Annotated in this window: 18 protein-coding genes; all 18 read right to left on the bottom strand. The window is 59.6% G+C overall.

What is annotated here, in order from left to right; translation table 11 throughout:
* Positions 1-14: 14 nt before the first annotated feature.
* Complete coding sequence (fliE, locus tag GV818_RS06530; RefSeq protein ID WP_161753707.1) at positions 15-341, bottom strand: flagellar hook-basal body complex protein FliE; 327 nt, start codon at positions 339-341, stop codon at positions 15-17.
* Between the two features lie 129 nt (positions 342-470).
* Positions 471-1,877, bottom strand: a complete 1,407-nt coding sequence (gene fleR, locus GV818_RS06535) for a sigma-54-dependent response regulator transcription factor FleR (RefSeq protein ID WP_161776087.1) — start codon at positions 1,875-1,877, stop codon at positions 471-473.
* 5 nt (positions 1,878-1,882) lie between these two features.
* Positions 1,883-3,076 carry a sensor histidine kinase gene (locus GV818_RS06540; RefSeq protein WP_178124769.1) on the bottom strand — a complete coding sequence of 398 codons (1,194 nt, stop codon included), beginning with the start codon at positions 3,074-3,076 and terminating at the stop codon, positions 1,883-1,885.
* Positions 3,077-3,204: 128 nt separating this feature from the next.
* Complete coding sequence (locus GV818_RS06545; protein ID WP_161753712.1) at positions 3,205-4,680, bottom strand: sigma-54 dependent transcriptional regulator; 1,476 nt, start codon at positions 4,678-4,680, stop codon at positions 3,205-3,207.
* A 171-nt stretch (positions 4,681-4,851) separates the two neighbouring features.
* On the bottom strand, positions 4,852-5,148 hold the full coding sequence (locus tag GV818_RS06550) for a flagellar protein FliT (protein WP_161753714.1): 297 nt from the start codon (positions 5,146-5,148) through the stop codon (positions 4,852-4,854).
* A gap of 11 nt (positions 5,149-5,159) precedes the next feature.
* Complete coding sequence (gene fliS / locus GV818_RS06555; protein ID WP_161753716.1) at positions 5,160-5,555, bottom strand: flagellar export chaperone FliS; 396 nt, start codon at positions 5,553-5,555, stop codon at positions 5,160-5,162.
* A gap of 128 nt (positions 5,556-5,683) precedes the next feature.
* On the bottom strand, positions 5,684-7,150 hold the full coding sequence (fliD, locus tag GV818_RS06560) for a flagellar filament capping protein FliD (protein ID WP_161753719.1): 1,467 nt from the start codon (positions 7,148-7,150) through the stop codon (positions 5,684-5,686).
* A gap of 82 nt (positions 7,151-7,232) precedes the next feature.
* The gene (locus GV818_RS06565; RefSeq protein ID WP_161753721.1) at positions 7,233-7,604 is read right to left on the bottom strand and encodes a flagellar protein FlaG; all 372 of its coding nucleotides are present in this window, start codon (positions 7,602-7,604) and stop codon (positions 7,233-7,235) included.
* Positions 7,605-7,677: 73 nt separating this feature from the next.
* Positions 7,678-8,529, bottom strand: coding sequence for a flagellin domain-containing protein (locus tag GV818_RS06570; protein ID WP_161753723.1), 852 nt, complete (start codon positions 8,527-8,529; stop codon positions 7,678-7,680).
* 242 nt (positions 8,530-8,771) lie between these two features.
* Entirely contained in the window at positions 8,772-9,041 is a 270-nt protein-coding gene (locus GV818_RS06575) for a hypothetical protein (protein WP_161753725.1), read from the bottom strand.
* Positions 9,038-10,327 carry a motility associated factor glycosyltransferase family protein gene (locus GV818_RS06580; protein ID WP_161753727.1) on the bottom strand — a complete coding sequence of 430 codons (1,290 nt, stop codon included), beginning with the start codon at positions 10,325-10,327 and terminating at the stop codon, positions 9,038-9,040. Before GV818_RS06580 ends, GV818_RS06575 begins: the two co-directional genes overlap by 4 nt.
* A gap of 82 nt (positions 10,328-10,409) precedes the next feature.
* Entirely contained in the window at positions 10,410-11,336 is a 927-nt protein-coding gene (locus GV818_RS06585; protein WP_161753729.1) for a ketoacyl-ACP synthase III, read from the bottom strand.
* 231 nt (positions 11,337-11,567) lie between these two features.
* Positions 11,568-12,620 carry a pseudaminic acid synthase gene (gene pseI / locus GV818_RS06590; protein ID WP_161776089.1) on the bottom strand — a complete coding sequence of 351 codons (1,053 nt, stop codon included), beginning with the start codon at positions 12,618-12,620 and terminating at the stop codon, positions 11,568-11,570.
* Positions 12,613-14,118 (bottom strand): UDP-2,4-diacetamido-2,4,6-trideoxy-beta-L-altropyranose hydrolase, encoded by a 1,506-nt coding sequence (gene pseG, locus GV818_RS06595; RefSeq protein ID WP_161753733.1) that lies wholly within the window; start codon positions 14,116-14,118, stop codon positions 12,613-12,615. Before pseG ends, pseI begins: the two co-directional genes overlap by 8 nt.
* On the bottom strand, positions 14,115-14,822 hold the full coding sequence (gene pseF, locus GV818_RS06600; protein WP_161753735.1) for a pseudaminic acid cytidylyltransferase: 708 nt from the start codon (positions 14,820-14,822) through the stop codon (positions 14,115-14,117). Before pseF ends, pseG begins: the two co-directional genes overlap by 4 nt.
* A 5-nt stretch (positions 14,823-14,827) precedes the next feature.
* Positions 14,828-15,991, bottom strand: a complete 1,164-nt coding sequence (gene pseC / locus GV818_RS06605; RefSeq protein ID WP_161753737.1) for a UDP-4-amino-4,6-dideoxy-N-acetyl-beta-L-altrosamine transaminase — start codon at positions 15,989-15,991, stop codon at positions 14,828-14,830.
* The gene (gene pseB, locus GV818_RS06610) at positions 15,988-16,989 is read right to left on the bottom strand and encodes a UDP-N-acetylglucosamine 4,6-dehydratase (inverting) (RefSeq protein ID WP_161753739.1); all 1,002 of its coding nucleotides are present in this window, start codon (positions 16,987-16,989) and stop codon (positions 15,988-15,990) included. Before pseB ends, pseC begins: the two co-directional genes overlap by 4 nt.
* 10 nt (positions 16,990-16,999) lie before the next feature.
* On the bottom strand, positions 17,000-19,936 hold the full coding sequence (locus GV818_RS06615; RefSeq protein WP_161776091.1) for a TIGR00180 family glycosyltransferase: 2,937 nt from the start codon (positions 19,934-19,936) through the stop codon (positions 17,000-17,002).
* Positions 19,937-19,943: the final 7 nt, after the last annotated feature.

Consider the following 19,943-nt stretch of genomic DNA (forward strand, 5'->3'; position numbering starts at 1 on the left):
ACTCAATCTCGTCCTTAAACCGGCATCTGCATGATGTCTTGATACGCTTGAACCAGCTTGTTGCGCACCTGGGTCAAGGCTTGAAAAGACACGCTGGCCTTTTGCGAGGAAATCATCACGTCCGTCAGGTCGACACCGCTCTTGCCAATCTCGAAGGCACTGGACAGCTGATTGGACGCCTGCTGAGTATCGCTAACCTTGTTCACGGCCTGGCCAAGCATGTCAGCGAAGCTGCTGCCGCTGACTTCTGCCACTGCGGCGGTTTTAGGCTGCGACATGGCGTCCATTTGCATGGCCCGCATATCCAGCATCAACCGATTAAATTCAACACCTTGGCTCATGGTCTACTCTCTCTGACGACCCGCAATTTTTTGACACTCACCGTGCGGTTAGTGAGGTGTTAGCAACAACGGTGCCAGCTCCATGGCCCAACCCGACAAAAGCCCGTTCCGGGCTTCCGAGATCATTCCTCAAGTAGCAAACAGATAGGCCTCGACGTCCATTCCGGCATCACGCATCTGTGCCAGTTTGTAGCGCAGGGTCCTCGGGCTGATCCCCAGGCGCTCCGCTGCCTCCTTGCGGCGCCCGCGCTCGGAACGCAAGGTATCGATGATCATCTGGAACTCTCGACGTCGCAGATCGTCGCCCAACCCCCCCGATTCCCGGGGTCCGCCCTCGATATCGCCTAGCGCACCGCGAAGTGCCGGCTGATTGGCGGGAGCTAGCGCTGGCAGCGGCGCACAGGCCACCGGCCCGGCGAGACAGAAGTCTTCCGGCTGAATCAAGCCGCCCTGTTGCAGGATCAATGCTCGCTGCAACGCATTGTCCAACTCACGCACGTTACCCGGCCAGGGATACGCCAACAGACAAGCCTGAGCCTCAGCCGACAGCCTGGCGGCGGCATGCTTCATTTTATTGACGTGTTTGGCCAGCAAGCGCTCGGCCAGCGGCAGGATATCGGCGGTGCGCTCGCGCAGCGGACGCCAGGCCAGAGGAAATACCGACAGACGGTAATACAAGTCCTCGCGAAAACGCCCCGCCGCGACTTCTCCTGCCAGATCACGGTTGGTCGTGGCCACCACCCGAATGTCCAGGCTAATCGGCTTGCGTGCGCCCACCCGCTCGACCTCGCGCTCCTGCAAGACCCGCAGCAGCTTGGCCTGCAGGCCGAGAGGCATTTCAGAAATCTCGTCCAACAAAATGGTGCCGCCGTCGGCCTGCTCGAACTTGCCGGGCTGGGCAGCAATAGCCCCCGTAAAAGAACCCTTCTCGTGCCCGAACAAGGTGGCCTCGAGCATGTTGTCGGGAATCGCCGCACAGTTGATGGCGATGAAGGGCTGATGAGCCCGATGGGAATGCTGGTGGATATAACGCGCCAGGACTTCCTTGCCAGTACCTGACTCGCCGGAAATCAACACCGTGGAATCACTGCGAGCCACCCGCGCCGCCAGCTCCAGCAACTGCGCACTGGCCGGCTCAAAAGCCACCGGCCCTTCATCCTCGCCAGCCCCCAGAGACCCCAAGGCATGGCGTGCCACCAAGTCGAGCAAGGCTCGAGGCTCGAAGGGTTTGACCAGGTAATCGGCAGCACCCTGGCGCATGGCATCCACTGCGCGCTCGACGGCACCGTGAGCGGTCATCAGCAATACTGGCAACTGTGGCTGGCGCGTGCGCAGCAGGCCCAGCAACTGATGACCATCCATGCCCGGCATATTGACGTCGCTGACCACCAGGCTGAACGACTCGGCCGCCACTGCCTCCAGCGCGTCTTCCGCACTGCCGACCGCTTTGTAGTCATGACCGGCCAACAGCAGAGTGTCTGCGAGGGCCTCGCGCAGCGCGCGATCGTCTTCAACCAGTAAAACCTTGATTGCCATTACCTTCACTCCACTCCATGAGCACTGGAGAACAGGGGCAAGGTCACCAGCGCACAAGTACCGCGCCCAGGACGCGAACGCAGCGACAATTCTCCCTGATGGGCACGTGCCACTGCCTTGACCACCGTCAGGCCGAGCCCAGTTCCATTAGCCTTGGTAGTAAAAAATGGCTCCCCCAGACGTTCCAGCACCGCAGCATCGATACCGCTGCCACTGTCGCTGACGCACAGCCGCAGGGTATCGCCCCGGCTATACAGGTGCACCTTGAGACGCGCCGCGCCAGCACTGGCCTGAACGGCGTTCTCGATCAGATTGAGCAAGGCCCCCACCAGCGTGTCGCGATTGCACAGCAACTCGCCATGATGACTGTCGCACTGCCAGCGCACGGCAACGTCCTGGACATGAGTCAGGGCCGCGGCCTGCAACGACTGCAACAGCGCCCTGGGAGTCAGGCGATCGGTCAGGGGCAACTCACCACGAGCGAATACCAGCATGTCGCGGACCTGATGCTCAAGCTCATGCAGACGCTCCTTGAGCCGCCCGGCAAAACGTTGGTGAGTGGCCACCGGCAGCTCCTGCTCAGTCAGATGACTGGCATACAGCAAGGCTGCCGACAACGGAGTGCGAATCTGGTGAGCCAGGGAAGCAACCATCTTGCCCAAGGAAGACAACCGCTCATGACGGGCCAATTGATCTTGCAGATGACGGGTTTCAGTCAGGTCATTGAGCAGCACCAACTGCCCCGGCTCAGCATCCAGCGAGCGAGTAGAGATCGACAGGCGTCGACCGTCGCGCAGGGAGATTTCATGACCGTCGTCTTCACGCGGAGCAAAACTGCGGGCAATGATGTTGCGCCATAGCTCTCCGGCCAACGGCAACCCCAACAGCTCGCATGCAGCCGGGTTAGCTTCGCTGACAATGCCCTGACCATCAATGACGATCACCCCGCCCGGCAGCAGATCGAGAAGGTTCTGCAGCCGGTTGGCCAGACGCTCCTTCTCCGCCAGCTCTTGCATGCGCTGGGCACTGACCACCGCCAATTCACCCTTGAGTTCGGTAACCCGGGCTTCAAGCATGCTGTAGGAGTCAGTAAGTTGGCTCGACATCTGGTTGAACAAGGCAAAGGCCTGCTCAAGGCCCAGCCGGCTTGCCTGCTCTACGGACGACGATTGCCCCTGAGCATCAGGGACAGGAGACATCTGGGCGGCTTGGGGCATCGTGCTCTCTCGCTTGGCTGACCGTCAGTTAAACGGAACGTTGCAAGAGACGTAGCAATACCCGTGCCTAAAAAAAACCAACCAGATTTCAACGACTTGAAAAACAGGCGTCAATCATCTGCCTGTTCATCACCCTCACGGCGGCTCATGCCGTACTTACGCATCTTCTCCACCAGGGTGGTGCGACGGATGCGCAGCCGCTCGGCGGCTCGTGCCACGATGCCATTGGCATCATCCAGCGCCTGCTGGATCAAACCCTGCTCCAGACTGCCAAGGTAGTCCTTCAGGTCCAGGCCTTCCGGCGGCAGCATGGCAGTGGCGGCAAAGTCCGGCGCATGGCCGTTGATTGCCACCCGCTCTTCCAGATCGCTGCGCAGACTGTCCACCAACTGCTCATCTTCGTCATCGACATAGCGGAACTTCTTCGGCAGCTCGACCACACCGATCACCCCGTACGGATGCATGATCGCCATGCGCTCCACCAGGTTGGCCAGTTCGCGGACGTTGCCCGGCCAGCCATGCCGGCACAGGGACATGATCGCGGCAGAATTGAAACGGATCGATCCGCGCTTCTCGTGCTCCATGCGTGAAATCAGCTCGTTCATCAGCAGCGGAATGTCTTCCACTCGCTCACGCAACGGCGCCATCTCGATCGGGAACACGTTGAGGCGGTAGTACAGATCCTCACGGAAACTGCCCACTTCGATCATGCTTTCAAGGTTCTTGTGGGTGGCGGCGATGATTCGCACATCAACACCCTGGGTCTTGTTGCTGCCCACCCGCTCGAAGGTGCGCTCCTGCAGTACGCGCAGCAGCTTGACCTGCATCGGCAGCGGCATATCGCCGATTTCGTCGAGAAACAGGGTTCCGCCGTTGGCCAACTCGAAGCGTCCGGCACGGCTAGTGATAGCCCCGGTGAACGCCCCCTTTTCATGACCGAACAGCTCGCTCTCCAGCAATTCAGCCGGAATAGCTCCGCAATTGACGGGAACGAAAGGCGCGTCACGGCGCTTGGAGTGATAGTGCAGATTACGCGCAACCACTTCCTTGCCAGTACCCGACTCACCAAGGATCAGCACGCTGGCGTCGGTATCCGCCACCTGCTGCATCATCTGCCGCACATGCTGGATCGCGCGACTGGTACCCACCAGACTGCGGAACAGATTGGGTTCGCGATGCCGACCGCGCTCGCGGGCCTGATCGTACATTTCACGATAGACCTGAGCCCTATGCAGGGAGTCGAGCAACTTGCTGTAGCTGGGGGGCATTTCCAGGGTAGAAAGCACTCTCCGGCGCTGGTCTTCAGGCAGTTCAACGGAAGAATTTTCGCCCATTAACAAAACCGGAAGGAACTCATCCCAGGTTGAGAGTGTCTTTAGCAAGCCCAGAAGTGCACCAGGAGCATTTACAGTCCCGATGAGGACGCAAATTACTTCGCGACTTGACGACAAAGAGCCGACGGCCTGCTGCCAGTCATGGCTGCCGCAGGGGAAATTTTCCTCGCCGAGAAAATTTAAAATCACCGCCAGGTCGCGGCGGCGCACGCTATCGTCATCGATCAGCAGAATTTTGGTTTCACGCCACATGCAATAGCAACTTCCCTAGTCAACTCAATGCCCAGAATGAGGGGCAAGCTAGACGCGCTTGTCGGCATTTTCTGCCTTATAGACGCCTGAAATCTGAAAACAGCCACTAGTTAAGTCAAAAATGCGTGCACAGTCAAATTTATGGCGCGCAACGTTCGGATTAACTCAACATCAACCGAACAAATGGTAAACCTTTGCCGCGTTCTGTGCTTGCTGGATCTGCGACATCTCGTCGACTATTGCCTGGCGCTCACCCGTTGCCACCTCAAGCAGTTGCCGGTAAACCCCCAACAACTCCTCCAGATTGTCCCGCAAGGCGACTTCGTCGACCTGAGCTTCACTGAGCACGTCCTCCATGCATGAACGGCAGGCCAGGTCCAACTCACCAATGGCTTGCCAATTGCGCTCGGCCAAAGCACCAACCAGGGCCTCGCGAGTTTCTTCAATGCGTTGCAGGACAGCACTCATGGTGTTTCTCCTTAAAACTGCGGACCTGGAGCTGCAATAGCGTCCCAGCCCTCTTTGACCGTGCGCAGCAGATCAGTGACTTCATCGAGGATCTTCGGATCGGTCTTGATATTGGCTTCGGTCAGACGCTTCATCATGTAGGTGTAGAGACCGTCCAGGTCACCCAGGGTTTCCGGGGAGTTTTCCAGGTCCAGGCCCTCACGCAAGCCACCGATAATGCCAATGGCCTTGCCGATGAACACGCCTTTGTTGGCAATATCCTTGCGCTCCATCGCGCCCTTGGCCTGAGCGATACGATCCAGGCCGCCTTCCATCAGCATTTGTACCAGACGATGAGGACTGGCTTCGGAGGTCTGCGCCTGCGCACCGATCTTCTGGTACTGCCGAAGGGCTAACATCGGATTCATGTGATACCTCTTCAAAACTCAAGGGTTCGTATAAGCAATATATCGACGCAACGTCAAAAAACTTTAGGTCACATACAAAAGCCCGGAGCGCTGGAAAACGCTGCCGGGCTTTTGGCGCTGAGTGAATATCAGCCTTTTTGCTGTGCGGTCAAGGCCTGGAACATCGACGTGATGTTGCTGGAGGTAGCCTTCAGCTTGCCTACCAGGGTATCCATGTCGTTGTACTTTTTGGTCAGCACCGCGGTCAGAGTCGCCACTCGACGATCAAGGGCATCCTGCTGATCGCTGAGTTTTTTCTTGGTCATATCCAGGGTCTTGGTCCGAGTGGTCAAAATCCCCTCGGTCATGGTGCCTACGCCCTGAGTGAAAGGCTTGATGGCATTGGTCATGCGATCCAGCAATCCCAGGTTGGTGCCATCGCCACTGAACAGTTTTTGCACCTCACCACCCAGCTTTTTATCCGTCATGGCGACAGTGAACTTTTTGTCATCAAAGTCCAGCGCACCAGTCTTCTGGTTGGTGGTAATACCCAGCTGCGCCAGCACGGTCAGCTTGTCACCCGCCCCGGTTTCCGATAGTGGTGCACGAATAGCCGCCAGAATTGAGCGAGGCAGTGAATCACCGGTCAACTGCGCTGGAATTGTCGGTTTGCCGCTGTCATCCAGAGAAGGCTTGGTCAGGGTAGTAATACCGTTGGCCACGGCGTTGTAGGCATCGACAAATTTCTGGATCGAGGTTTTCAGGCCTTCAGTGTTGGTAGCAACCGTCACCGTGATAGGAGTGTTAGCGGCGGTCGGAGCGACCAGGTTGAGCTTCAGACCGGAAACCGCCTGAGTGACGGCATTGGTTTTGCTGGTCAACTGCATACCATCGATACTGAAGACCGCATCAACGGCCAAGCCACCGACGGAACCGGACGAGGTAGCCGTGGTGGGATCCTGAGCAGTGCCTTTAGGCATGACCTTGCTGCCATCGATCTCCAACCCAGCGATACCACTGACAGAAAAGTCAGTGCCTGCACCAGTCTTGCTGGAACCGATCACCAGTCGCGAACCGAAGGAGTCAGTCACGATGTTGGCGCTGATCCCTGACATGTTCATCTTGGAATCGGCGTTGATCGAGTCACGCACCGACTGTAACGTCGCATTCGCACCGATGGTCAACGGATAGCTAGTGCCATTTTGAGTGATGTTCAGTGTACCACTCGGAATGGCACTGGTATTTCCTCCGGCAAAAGCCGCACTGGCCACTTTTGACGAAGTTGCAATATTCGTGACGGTAACGGAGTACTTGCCGGCAACCGCATAGTTGTCTGCCGTGGCATCCACAAACTTGCTGTCGCTGGAGGTAGCCGCAAAGCCGGCAAAGGAAGGATTGATAGAACTTCCCAACCCCGTGACCGACAGGGTGCTCTGGAAGGTCGACAACAACGACTGCAAGGTTCCGATACCGGAGATGCTGGCACTGTTGGTGGTAGTTGCACGGTCGATCTGACCTTGCTTGGCCGATTTGTCAGCCGCTACCAACGCCTTGACGATAGCACCAGTGTCGAGGCCGGAACCCAGACCGGTACCCGGTAGAATTGGACTTGCCATATGTCTCTCCCTTCAATGTGCCGCCAGTCTTTTGACCACTACAGCGCCCAAAAGTACAGAGCAACAATTTTCATGCCAGCTGTCAGACCTTGGCGCTGAACAGCAAGCTGCTAGCGTCATTCAAGCTGTTGGCCAATTTCAGCACTTCTTCGTTGGGGATCTGACGAACCACCTCACCCGAATCACTGGCAATAACCTTGACCACGACCTGCCCGGAGGGCTCGTCAATCGAGAACTCCAGGTTACGCTTGACCGACTGGACGAACTTCTCGATTTCCTGCACGGCCATCTTCAACTTTTCCTGCTCGGCCTGCGCATCTTTTTTACCGTCCTGCTTGGCGCTTGCCGAAACAGCAGGAACGTCCTCTCGAGGCTTCTCCACAGGCTTGTCAGCAACAGGCGTCACCGGCTTGGCCGCAGGATAAGACAAGTTCAGCTTCACGCTCATATCCATGTCCATCACCTCTTAAAGTAAAAAAGCGGGAGAGCACGACCAGCGCACTCCCCCGCCAAAGCTTAGCCGGCTATTACTGAAGCAGCTTCAGTACAGCGGATGGCAGTTGGTTGGCCTGGGCCAGAACTGCGGTCGAAGCCTGTTGCAGAGTCTGCTGCTTGGTCAGCTGGGCAGTTTCAGACGCGAAGTCGGTATCTTGTACGCGACCCAGTGCAGCACTGGCGTTTTCGTTGATGTTCTGCAGGTTGGAGATGGTGCTGGTCAGACGGTTTTGTGCAGCACCGAGGTCAGCACGGCTGGAGTTGATGGTCTGCAGAGCCTTGTCGATGGCGTCCATTGCAGCCTTGGTGCTGGCTTCTGCAGTGGCGCTGTCGGTACCGGTGATAGCGATGGCAGCAGAGTCAACGCTCAGGGTTGCAGCGTCGAAGCCGCTGGCCAGAGTGATGGTGATCTGGTTGGTAGCACCAGTGTTGGAACCGACCTGGAAGGTCATGGTGCCAGCAGTACCGTCGATCAGGTTCTTGCCGTTCAGGTTGGTCGACTTGGCGATACGAGTCAGCTCGTCCGACATCTGACCGAATTCTTTGTTCAGAGCAACGCGGTCTTGAGTACCGTTGGAGTCGTTTCGCGACTGAACAGCCAGTTCACGCATACGCTGCAGAATGTTGGTGGATTCTTGCATCGCGCCTTCAGCGGTCTGGGCGATGGAGATACCGTCGTTGGCGTTTTTGATTGCCATGGTCTGGCCACGGATCTGCGAGGTCATACGGGTAGCGATCTGCAGGCCGGCGGCGTCGTCTTTTGCACTGTTGATTTTCAGGCCGGAAGACAGGCGAGTCATCGAAGTCGACAGAGCGTCGGAAGCGCGGTTCAGGTTTTTCTGAACGTTCAGCGACGTGACGTTAGTGTTTACTGTTAAAGCCATGACGAATTCCTCGTTGGTTGGGTACTGCGGCTTCCGGCCCTGGCAACCGCCGGGTAATGGCCTAGAGAACCTTCGTAATAGTTATCGTCGGCAATGCAAGTTGCTTTAGGGCTTTTTCAAAAATATTTGCCATCACCCGGCCACCTCTTGAGAAACAAGGGCTTAAACCCATCACCAAACGAAAAAATGACGCCAGAAAATTCCCAACCAAAACCGAGTTAGCCCACACCGGGGCACCCCCTCTAATCCGCGAATGCTACCTGCAACCAGTCCACCAACTCATACTCGAGATAATCGGCCAGACCCAGCCAGTCCTGCGCCTCCTGGCACTTGAGCATCAATCCCAGTAGCGCGGCCCAATCCTGCTGCGCCGACGACGGCGCACCATCAACCAGCCCTTGTACCGGGTCGAACAGCTCGATCATCGCCACAGCCGCCTCGACATCCCGCCCCAGACGGAACAGGTCGGCAACGTCCCGGGCATTGTCAAACAAAGGCTCATGTCGACTCATCGGACAAAATCCCCATGGAAGGTCGTACCGGCAATCATCGCGCCGCTGCGACTGGTATTGAAAAATGCAACCTCGGGCTGGCCCTCGATGTAACGCTCCAGCTCACACAGATAGCTACGGAAATTGAGCTGGGTCTTGACTCGCTGCCCGTGACCGTCCAGTACCCAATGCTTGGCGGCATTGAGCTGTGGCCCCAGATCACCGTCCTGCCAGCCGGCGTGAGTGCGATTCATCGGAAACGCGAAGTCCGCACCGAACAGGGTCACTCGCCGAGCGCCCATCTTCACCGCCAGGTCCACTGCCGGGTGAATCACACTGCCACCCGAGTGCAATTGAGCCCGCGGCACCCGCAGACGCATCTGTTCGAAGAGCGGGCTGGTCGAATAGGCGACGTAACGCGGCCCCTGCCAGCCCTCAAGCACCTGCGGGTCGGCCAACGGCATATAGACCAGGGTGGTGCCCTCACTGCCCTGAGACGGCAAATGCCGGGAGGAAATACGCTGATCGATGCTCACCACCAGGTCCGGCTGGATACCGTGCCTGCGCAGCGGCTGATAAGCCGTATCCACGCAGATAAACAGCGGTCGCTGCGGCTGCTCGGCCAAGGATCGCAAGGCTTCGAAGTGCGGTTCCAGACTCGGCCCGGTAGCGATGACGAAGACCTCGCGCCCGGGATCCGTGCCAAACAACTCGGCGACATCCAGGTCCGCCTGGACCCAGGACTCGACGGCAACCAGACGCGCGGCAATATCAGCCGCGTCGGCCGTGAACCGGCGATTGTTGAACGATAAATGGATTTCGCTGATCAGCCGGTCACGGATCTTCGCACTGTAGTCATCCGCCAGTACCAACTCGGCCGGCAGGGCAAAGAACGGCAATTGAATCTCTCGCAGATCTCCGGCATACAACAACTCGACCCGCGGATCAGCCAACCAGCCCTGCTGCTCAAGCAACTGCAGCGACAGCTTGAACACGGCGCCATTGAGGATGTGCACATACAGCCGCGTAAGCTCCGGGCGTGCCAGCAACGCCATCTGCAGATCCCCCAGGCCAGAGCCATACAGGTGCAGAACCGGCGCCTCAGGCAAACTGGCCGCCTGTCTGTGGGCTTCACGAGTGCGGTCATGGCGACTGGTCAGCTGGATACCGCCAATGCTCAGGGTCGAGCCCAGCCCTTCCACCAGTTCAGCCTGCAACGAGGCATCGTCTTCAGCCAGCACCCGCTCCAGCAGCACCGGCCAGCGCTCCCTCATCACCCGGGCGTTGCGTTCAAAGCTGTCGCTCATATTGCCTCGCTTATCACTCGTGCAAAAAAATAGCGCTCAAGATTACACCTTGAGCGCTATGTTTACCGCCGCAAGCAGAGGCTCAGGCGCGATAGATGATCGCCGATCCCCAGGACAACCCGACGCCAAAACCGCTCAAGGCCACGCGCTTCCAGCTGGAGTCGAACATGTGTTTTTCCAGCAGCAGCGGAATGCTCGACGACACGGTATTACCGGTTTCCACCATATCCTTGATGAACTTGTCCGGGTTCCCCTCGAAACGCCGGGCCACGGCGTCGACGATAGCCGCGCTGCCCTGGTGAATGCAGAAGGCATCGATGTCATCAGACTGCAAGCCTGACTCATCCAGCAACTCGTGCAGGTGGGCCGGAACCTTGAGCAGGGCGAAATTGAACACCTGGCGGCCATTCATGAAGAACACGCCATCGGTGACCTTCAGATGCGGAGCACCGGAACCATCAGTACCGAACTTGGCCTTGCCCAACTGCCAGGTGGCCCCCTCCCCCAACCAGGTGGCGGTTGCGGCGTCACCAAACAGCATGGTGGTGTTGCGGTCTTCCGGATCAACGATCTTCGAATAAGGATCGGCGGTGACCAACAGGCCATTCTTCAGCCCAGTGGCCTCCATGAAGCCCTTGATAGCGTAGATGCCGTAGACGTAACCGGAGCAACCCAGGGAAATATCGAACGCCGCTACGGTAGTCGGCAGGCCCAGCTTGTCCTGGACGATCGCCGCGGTATGAGGCAGGCCTTCTTCGTCACCGTTCTGGGTGACCACGATCAACACATCGATGGCTTCGCGCTTGAGCTCAGGGTTACTGGCGAACAAAGCATTGACCGCTTCGACACACAGATCGGAAGTCTCCTGCCCAGCGTCTTTGCGCGGCAGGAAAGCCGAACCGATTTTGCCCAGGATGAACTCTTCATCCTTGGCGAATTTTGCACCTTGTGCGTAATTGTCCACGCCGGCTACAGGCACGTAGCTCGCAATGCTTTTTATGCCAATCATTACGGCTTCCCAATAATAAACAGCTCAATACCCCCGCTCAGTCACTGAGCAGGGGCTGCCGAAAAAAATACAGATATACCTGCCAAACACCGCGGTATCGGGAAGAACCAAGGGCTATCACTGGACCTGTCACGCAGGGCTGGCGCCATCTTCCCGGGCAACACAATACAGTGAAGATGCGCGTTATGACTCACAGGTCACGCTATTTTGCCGAATCCGCCACACAAAGGCCTATTCGACCAATGCCCAGTCCAGCGCAGTGCCGCGCTTGAGCGGCTGACGCGCACGACGGCCAAGCAGCGTATCGTAGTGTTTGGGGGCCAGCCCCAGCCCAGGGCGGATTGCCCGCACATTGTCCGCACTGAACAGCTCTCCAGCCTGCATGTCCCGAGTGACATATAGCGACCGACGGTAAACCAGAGACTTGCTTTCAGCCTGGGTGGCGCCATAGCGTACCTGCCCCATGGCCTGCCAGGCGCGCTCGGTTTCCAGCACCAGGCAGGCCAGTTCCGCAGGCTCCAGGGAGAAGCTGGCGTCGACCCCGCCAGCGGCGCGATCCAGGGTGAAGTGTTTCTCGACCACCGTAGCACCCAGCGCCACCGCCGCCACGGACACCCCGACGCCCATGCTGTGATCGGACAACCCCACTTCACAGCCGAACAGTTCCCGCAGATGGGGAATGGTCAACAGATTGCTGTTCTCTGGCGACGCCGGGTAAGTACTGGTGCACTTGAGCAGCACCAGGTCACGGCAACCCGCTTCCCGGGCAGCACGGACACTTTCATCCAACTCGGCAATGCTGGCCATGCCGGTGGAGATGATCAGCGGCTTGCCGGTAGCGGCTACTCGGCGAATCAACGGCAGGTCGGTGTTTTCAAAGCTGGCGATCTTGTAGGCAGGAACATCCAGGCTTTCAAGAAAATCCACCGCGCTTTCATCAAACGGCGTGGAAAACACCAGCATGCCCAGTTCTCGCGCCCGGGCGAAGATCGGCTCGTGCCACTCCCAGGGCGTATGGGCACGCTGGTACAGGTCGTACAGCGATGAACCGGCCCAGAGGCTGTCCGGGTCCTTGATGAAAAACTCCCCCTGATCCAGGTCCAGGGTCATGGTGTCGGCGGTGTAGGTCTGCAACTTCAGAGCATGGGCACCGGCCCTGGCTGCGGCCTCGACAATCTGCAGGGCCACATCCAGCGACTGATTATGGTTGCCGCTCATCTCGGCGATGATCAACGGCGCATGGCCGGCGCCGACATGGCGCGAACCGATCTTGAAGCTAGTCATCCAGATGTTCCTTCAATACTCGGGTGAATTCGCAGGTGCCCTGGTGATAGCCGGCCCGGCGAAACAATGTCAGCGAAACCTGATTCTCTGCCATGACCTGGGCCCGCAAGCGCTGTGTATCAGGCCAGTGGCGCAGCAGGCAAGCCTCGCCCTGCTCCAGCAGGGCTTGCCCCCAGCCAAACCCGAAACGTCCGGCAAACAGGTAGATCGACACTTGGACGTCCCCTTGTTCCCGGTCATAGCGCAGCATTCCCAGTGGACCATCAGGCAACTCAGCGATCAGCAACAAGCGCTGCGGGTCATGCAAACAGGCCTTAAGCCACTGCACATGGCTCGACCAATCGATTACCCCAGACTGCTGGGACCAACGCCTGACCGAATCGCCATTGCGCCCCTCGAACAGCAGCTGGGCATCGTCAAGGGTTGCCGGACGCAGGCACAGTGCCGCGGTGAACAACGCTGCCGCCACCCGCTGCGCGCCCAGACCATCGACCAGTTCGCGGCCCCGGGCGGCCAGGCTGTGGCGCAACCCCGGGTTGCCCAGCAGGAGTTGCAAGGCGTGGCGCATCTGTTCGACGTCCACCCGCTCACAGGGCCCCAGGTACACGTGAGCTCCTGCTTCGGCCAGCAACCGGGCATTGGCCTCCTGATTGCCGGCCACGGTAATGCACAGGGTGGGCACGCCCAGTACCGCTCGCTCCCAACTGGTACCGCCGCCGGCACCCAGGCACAGATCGGCTTGCGCCAGCAGCCCGGCGAAATCGCTCACGTAGCTGTGCAAGTGCCAGTTCGGCCGGTCTGCGGCCAGCACCTGCATGGCCTGCCAGTGCGGATTGCCACTGCCGGCGACAAAATCCACCTGCAACTCACCCAGGTCAGCCAACGCCAACATGGCCTTGTGGGTCTGGCCGGCGGCATCGAAACCACCGAAATTCACCAGCAGGCGCTGCGCCAGTGGCCGAATCAGGATCGGCGGGCGACGAAACTCTTCACGCAGCAGGGCAAAGCGCGGCCCGAACAAGGTTCGACAACCGGGGCCATACAACCCGGCATACGCCTCGGCCGAACCGCTGAAGTTCTGGTCCAGCAACAACTCCACCGCGTGCCGGCGGTTGGCCAGATCATCGATCGCGGCGATCCGTGGCGCAAACTGGCGTGCAGCGCTCTGCCACTGATGGTCAAGGCCGTAATGATCCACCAGCACCCAATCGAAGGTCGGTTGATCAACCAGGGCCTCCCGCAGCGCGGCGATATCTGCCTGCCAGGGCAAGGGCGCCTCAATGCCCAACTGCGGGCGCTCAGCGGCGTAGCGCTCAGGCAGCTCAAAGGTCTGAAAACCATCGTCGTGCAGGGCCGCCAGACGATGGCCGGGCAAGCGTCGACAGGCAAATGCGACATCGGCACCTTGTCGGCGCAGCACCTGAGCCAGGCTCAGACAACGAGCCACGTGACCACTGCCGATAGTCGGCGAAGCGTCGGCCCGGATCAGCACCCTCACTCCAGCTCCCCTCCGGCCTTGAGCGCGGCGTACAGGTATTCAGCCCGGCGCCAATCCTCTTCGGTGTCGATATCCTGCACCAGGTGACGCGGCAGGATCACCGGCAGGCTGCCAGACGAAAACAAGGCCTCGCCATCCAGCCAGGCCCGGCTTCGGCCCCAATAGAATTGCGCCGCATCCTGATAGGCCACGGGCAAATCCTGCGAGCGAACATGACGAAACTCGGGATACAGAGCGCCCAGGGCCCCCTGCTCGTCGAGCGTCAGCGCCCGCTGCACGGGAAACCCGAAACTGCACACCGAAAAGGCGAACGACTTGTCCGGGCGCTGCTCGAGCAACTCCAGCCCCTGGCGCAGAAAACGCAGCTGCAACAAGGGCGCAGTGGCGTAGATGCAACAGGCATATTCGAATGGCTGCCCCTGCCCCTGCAAAGCTTGCAAGGCATGCTCAATGACCGCCGCGGTGCCGGCGAAATCATCCGCCAGGGCCTGTGGCCGGACAAAGGGCACTTCTGCGCCACAGGCAACCGCCAGCTCAGAAATCCCGGGGTCGTCGGTACTCACCACCACCCGCTGGAACAGCCCGGAGCTCAGCGCCTTATCGATGGAACGGGCAAGCATGGGCACGCCATCGAAGGGTTTGAGGTTCTTGCCTGGGATCCGCTTGCTGCCACCACGGGCGGGGATAATCGCGATCGCACTCATGGCCGCTACCGCCCCTGAATCCAGTGCTGCAATTGCTGGACAACGTAATCCTGCTGCGTCTCACTCAGTTCGGGATACATCGGCAAGCTGATGGCCTGTGCGTAATAGTCTTCAGCCTCGGGAAAATCACCCTCAGCGAAACCCAGCTCCCGATAGTAGGGTTGCAGGTGCACCGGAATGTAATGCAGGTTGACCCCGATACCCGCCTTGCGCAGCCCCTCGAAAACTTCACGGTGCGAGTGCTTGATGCGCTGGAGTTGCAAACGCACGACATACAGGTGCCAGGCCGACTGCGCATCAGGCTGCGCCTGGGGCAAGGTCAACGGCAGGTCCTGCAACAGCCGCTGATAGCGGGCCACCAGATAACGCCGGCGCTGCACAAAGCCTTGCAGCTTGTTCAGCTGTGAGCGTCCAAGCGCCGCCTGAAGGTCGGTCATGCGGTAGTTGAAGCCCAATTCGACCTGCTGGTAGTACCAGGGACCATGGCTGTCGCCCACCATCTGCGCCGGGTCGCGGGTCATGCCGTGGCTGCGCAGGCGACGCAAATGCTCGGCCAGTTCCGGGCGATTGGTCATGACCATCCCGCCTTCGGCACTGGTGATGATTTTCACCGGGTGAAAGCTGAACACCGTCATCGCCGCGAACTCGCCACAGCCGACCGGACGCCCGGCATAGGCAGCCCCCACCGCGTGGGAGGCATCCTCGATCAGGGTGAAGGCATAGCGCTCGGCCAGCTCCGCCAGACGTCGCATATCACAGCTCTGCCCTGAGAAAGCCACCGCAATCACTACCTTAGGCAACGTCCCGCTTGCTTCGGCCGCTTGCAGCTTGAGGGCCAGAACCTCGACATCGAGATTCCAGGTCCGCGGGTCGATGTCGACAAAATCCACATCAGCGCCACAGTAGCGACCACAGTTGGCCGACGCCAGGAACGTATTGGGCGTGGTCCATAAGCGATCGCCAGGCCCCAAGCCCGCTGCCAGACAGGCAATATGCAAGGCTGCGGTGGCGTTGCATACCGCCACGCCATGGTCCGCCTCGCAAGCGGCTGCCATTGCCTGCTCGAAAGCCTCGATCGCCGGCCCCTGGGTCAACCAGTCGGACTGCAAAACCCCCAGTACGGCATCGATATCCGCCTGGTCAAGGCTTTGTCGCCCATAAGGAATCATCGCGCTATCCCGGTATGCAGCTCAACGAGCTGCCCCACCGACAGAAAGTCTGGATTGGTATCGGAGCGATACTCGAAATCCTCGGCCACCGAAACACCCTTCTCACCCGTCCCGTCCACAGCAAAATCGACGTTCACGCTGGTAAAGCGAATCGAGGGCTGGATCGTGTAGTGATCGTCGAACTCCAAGGTCATGCGCGCATCATCCAGAGGCACCATCAATTCATGGAGCTTCTCGCCCGGACGAATGCCCACCTGCTTATGCGGTAAGTGCGCGGCCATGCCCAAGGCCAGGTCGACAATGCGGATCGACGGAATCTTCGGCACGAAAATCTCTCCGCCGTGCATCCGCGCAAAGCTGTCCAGAACAAATTGCACCCCATGATCCAGGGTGATCCAGAAGCGCGTCATGCGCTCATCGGTAATCGGCAGTTCCTGTGCCCCTTGAGCGATCAGCTGGCTGAAGAACGGCACCACCGAACCTCGGGAACCTGCAACATTGCCGTAGCGCACCACGGCAAACCGGGAGGCCTGCTCACCGGCGATGTTGTTCGCCGCCACGAACAACTTGTCCGACAGCAACTTGGTCGCGCCATACAGATTGATCGGGCTTGCAGCCTTGTCGGTGGACAAGGCGACAACTTTTTGCACCCCGTTGTCGATGGCCGCAGCAATGATGTTTTCAGCACCGTTGACGTTGGTGCGAATGCATTCCGTGGGGTTGTATTCAGCCGCCGGCACCTGCTTCAGGGCCGCGGCATGCACCACGTAGTCGATGCCGCGCATGGCCTGGCGCAAGCGCTCGGCATCGCGAACATCACCAAGGAAGTAACGCATGCAGGGCGCATTGAAGGTCTGCTGCATTTCGTATTGCTTGAGCTCGTCGCGGGAAAACACCACGACCCGCTTGGGTTGGTACTGTTCCAGCAGGCGTCGAATGAAGCTGCGGCCAAAGGAACCGGTGCCACCGGAAATGAAAATCGACTTGCCGTTGAACATGACTGAATCCTTATCCGAGCAACTGATCCCAGTTCACCGCGTCAGCAACGCCCAGGGCAAAGCCCTTGCCGCTCAACGCCAGGTTCTGGTTATAGGCAATATCCTGGGCAAAGCGCGCCGCCCACTTGTCTTGAAGGGCAGCAACTGCCTGTGGCTGCTGTGCCAAAGTCCCCGGGTGCTGCACCTGGGCCTGAGGAGTCAATACCGTAAGGTAGCCGGCATCGGCGACTTTCAGGCACAGGTCGACATCGGCGAAGGCCTGATCGAAATGCTCTTCGTCCAATCCACCCACCGCTTCGAACAGCGCCTTGGCAATCATCAGGCAGGCACCGGACACCGCTGAGTAGTTCTTCTCCACCCACAGGCTGTTCATGTAGCCCGCAGCGTCCTTGGCCTCGCCAGCGAAGGCCGCACCCAGGTGGCCGTCGAAACCCAGGATCAGTCCGGCCTGAGTGGTCACGCCCCTTTCGTTCACCAGCTTGGCGCCGACAACCCCGACCTCAGGACGTTGGGCCTGGTTGAGCAGGCTCTCGATCCAGTTGGCGTTGACCACTTCACCATCGGCCGAGAGCAGCACCAGGAACTCGCCCCGCGCCTCCCGGCACGCCATGTTGTGCAAGGCCGAAGCACTCAGACGCTGGCCGCTGCGCAACACACGGATACGCTCGCTGCGCCCTTCCAGGCTGGCCAGCCAGCTGTCGAGCTCGGCGCTCTGGCTGTGGTTCTCGGCAATCAGCACTTCATACCGCTGGTAGCGAGTACGCTGCAGCACGCTGACCAGGCAGCGTTGCAACTCGACGAAGTTGTCCTGGCTCGGCAGGATGATCGACACCAGCGGCCGCTCGGCGTGCTGATACTCGATCTGGTAGGTACCCGGCCGTGACGAACTGACCTGGGCGCGATAGCCCCGCGCCGCCAGATGGCGGGTCAGCACCTGACGCTCTTCAGCGCTGGATTCGTCTCCCGGAGCGCGGCAGATCAACAACGGCTCGGCCAGATGCGCCAGGCCGCCAAGGCCGCCTTCCTGGATCAGCTTCAACAGCACATCGAACTCCAGCGCCTGCTTGAGATCGCTGGAGAAACCACCGACCTGCAACAATGCCTCGCGCTGCAGCAACCAGTGGCGGGCCATCAGTGACGGGGCGCTTTGCAACTGGTCCAGATTGACCCCAGGCCGGAACACCGGGCTCAAGGTGAAATCACTGCGGCGCTGGACCTCATCCATGGCCACTGCGCGAATGCCTTCGGCGCCCAGCAGCTCCAGGCTTGCCCGCAGCAGACCGCTGGCGGTGAACTGATCACCTGCCTCGACCAACAACACCCAGTCGGCGCTGGACTGCGTGAGCGCTTGGTTGAGTCGTTCGCTGTAGTTGTTTTCAGTCACCTTGACGAAGTGCAGGGTGTCCTGGGCAGTGGTAGTGGCCGGCAAATCGCCAGTGGTCAACACCACCAGCTTGAAGGCCTTGAAATGGCTGGTGACCAGGCTGTCGAAGGTCGCTTGCAACTTGACCATGTCGGCGTCGAGGTCGAGCAACAGGATCTGCACCTGAGGGCCGCCGCCGTGGCGCGCCAGGTGAGCATTGATGGCATTCAACTGCGCCGGTGCCGGCGAACGCGCCTCCAGCCAGCTGAGCAGACGTCCCGACTCGGTGCCGTTGAACAGCGCACGACTGTCCGGCCCTGGCACCGAATCCAGCCGCTCGTCCCAGACCTGCAGCTTGCGCGCCTCCTCCGGCTCGTCGCTGTCCTGCATCGACTCGGCCAGGCGCTTGACCACCTGGCGGTTGAACAGGTTCAGGGTCAAGGCTTCCCACAAGCGACTGCGCACGGTCTGCACGGTGTCGTTGGGATGCACGCGCATCAGTTCTTCCTGGCGCAACAGTACGCCTTCCAGTTCATTGAGCTGGACCCGGCCCGCCGGCATGGCGTGCATGAGGAATTCGAACTGGGTCAAAAGATCGAACATCGGCTTGTTGTAGAACGGCATTTCGACAAACTGCTCGGGACCGAAGGAACGTACCGGCTCGTCCCCCACCGCGACCCAGGCCGAACGGAAAATCATCGTACCCCTGAGGGAGCGTCCGGCAAGCAGGCACTCGGCCATGGCCGCGAAACTGTCCAGGGCAATCTGCTTCACCTGCTGCGGATCCCGTCCACTGAAACCGCTGGGCAGCGCCGCGAGAAACTCGGCAAAGTCCTCACGCTGCTGCACCGACAGGGCGTCCTTGAACGTCAGCACGGTCAAGACATTGGTGTTGTGCTCGGAAGCGCCGTAATTGACCTCGCGCACGGCATAGGGAATCGGCAGAATCCGTGCCTTGGCGCAGGCCAGAAGGTAGAAGCTGTGGCCAATTTCCTGCCACTCGAAACTCACTCCTGGTGGCAACTGGTTGTACCACTGGTGCAACAGATCGGTACGCGTCACCCCATAGAACGGTGGCAGAAACTGCCCCATGAAGTTCATGACCCGATCCTGGGGATCAGCGGACGCATAATCTTCGATGACCCGGCAGTCACGGCGGTAATAGTTGGTTTCCGAAGCCCGGGCCAGGTACATCATCCCGTAGCCATGACACAGCCCGTAGTCCGGGTGGGCTTCGAGAAACTCCACCGATGCGGTGAGCGCGTCATGGATCAGGAAGTCGTCATCGGCGGCAAACGCCATGTAGGGCGTGGTGACCAGGTTCACACCGTAAGTCAGCTTGTCCTGCAGGCCCTTGTAGGTGAACTGGGGCAGATGCCGGTAGTCGACCTGGGGATAGCGCTCAGCCAGGGACTCATCCGCTTCCAGCGATGAGTCCAGGACCAGGATCGAGCAGGGGTAGGTGCTGTAGTACTGCAAGGTGCGTTGCAGAAACGCCTTGCGGTTGTGGGTCATCACCACCAGGGTGAAGCGTTCGCTCATTGGCGCTGCGTTACTGTTCATTGCTTTGTCTTCAACCCACATATGCCCT

The sequence above is a fragment of the Pseudomonas sp. Fl4BN1 genome (assembly GCF_009908285.1).
Lineage (GTDB): Bacteria > Pseudomonadota > Gammaproteobacteria > Pseudomonadales > Pseudomonadaceae > Aquipseudomonas.

Excerpts from the sequence above, each read along its gene's own strand:
- fliE (WP_161753707.1), bottom strand. The coding sequence starts at position 341 with ATGAGCCAAGGTGTTGAATTTAATCGGTTGATGCTGGATATGCGGGCC.
- fleR (WP_161776087.1), bottom strand. The coding sequence starts at position 1,877 with ATGGCAATCAAGGTTTTACTGGTTGAAGACGATCGCGCGCTGCGCGAG.
- GV818_RS06540 (WP_178124769.1), bottom strand. The coding sequence starts at position 3,076 with ATGTCTCCTGTCCCTGATGCTCAGGGGCAATCGTCGTCCGTAGAGCAG.
- GV818_RS06545 (WP_161753712.1), bottom strand. The coding sequence starts at position 4,680 with ATGTGGCGTGAAACCAAAATTCTGCTGATCGATGACGATAGCGTGCGC.
- GV818_RS06550 (WP_161753714.1), bottom strand. The coding sequence starts at position 5,148 with ATGAGTGCTGTCCTGCAACGCATTGAAGAAACTCGCGAGGCCCTGGTT.
- fliS (WP_161753716.1), bottom strand. The coding sequence starts at position 5,555 with ATGAATCCGATGTTAGCCCTTCGGCAGTACCAGAAGATCGGTGCGCAG.
- fliD (WP_161753719.1), bottom strand. The coding sequence starts at position 7,150 with ATGGCAAGTCCAATTCTACCGGGTACCGGTCTGGGTTCCGGCCTCGAC.
- GV818_RS06565 (WP_161753721.1), bottom strand. The coding sequence starts at position 7,604 with ATGGATATGAGCGTGAAGCTGAACTTGTCTTATCCTGCGGCCAAGCCG.
- GV818_RS06570 (WP_161753723.1), bottom strand. The coding sequence starts at position 8,529 with ATGGCTTTAACAGTAAACACTAACGTCACGTCGCTGAACGTTCAGAAA.
- GV818_RS06575 (WP_161753725.1), bottom strand. The coding sequence starts at position 9,041 with ATGAGTCGACATGAGCCTTTGTTTGACAATGCCCGGGACGTTGCCGAC.
- GV818_RS06580 (WP_161753727.1), bottom strand. The coding sequence starts at position 10,327 with ATGAGCGACAGCTTTGAACGCAACGCCCGGGTGATGAGGGAGCGCTGG.
- GV818_RS06585 (WP_161753729.1), bottom strand. The coding sequence starts at position 11,336 with ATGATTGGCATAAAAAGCATTGCGAGCTACGTGCCTGTAGCCGGCGTG.
- pseI (WP_161776089.1), bottom strand. The coding sequence starts at position 12,620 with ATGACTAGCTTCAAGATCGGTTCGCGCCATGTCGGCGCCGGCCATGCG.
- pseF (WP_161753735.1), bottom strand. The coding sequence starts at position 14,822 with ATGAGTGCGATCGCGATTATCCCCGCCCGTGGTGGCAGCAAGCGGATC.
- pseC (WP_161753737.1), bottom strand. The coding sequence starts at position 15,991 with ATGATTCCTTATGGGCGACAAAGCCTTGACCAGGCGGATATCGATGCC.
- pseB (WP_161753739.1), bottom strand. The coding sequence starts at position 16,989 with ATGTTCAACGGCAAGTCGATTTTCATTTCCGGTGGCACCGGTTCCTTT.
- GV818_RS06615 (WP_161776091.1), bottom strand. The coding sequence starts at position 19,936 with ATGTGGGTTGAAGACAAAGCAATGAACAGTAACGCAGCGCCAATGAGC.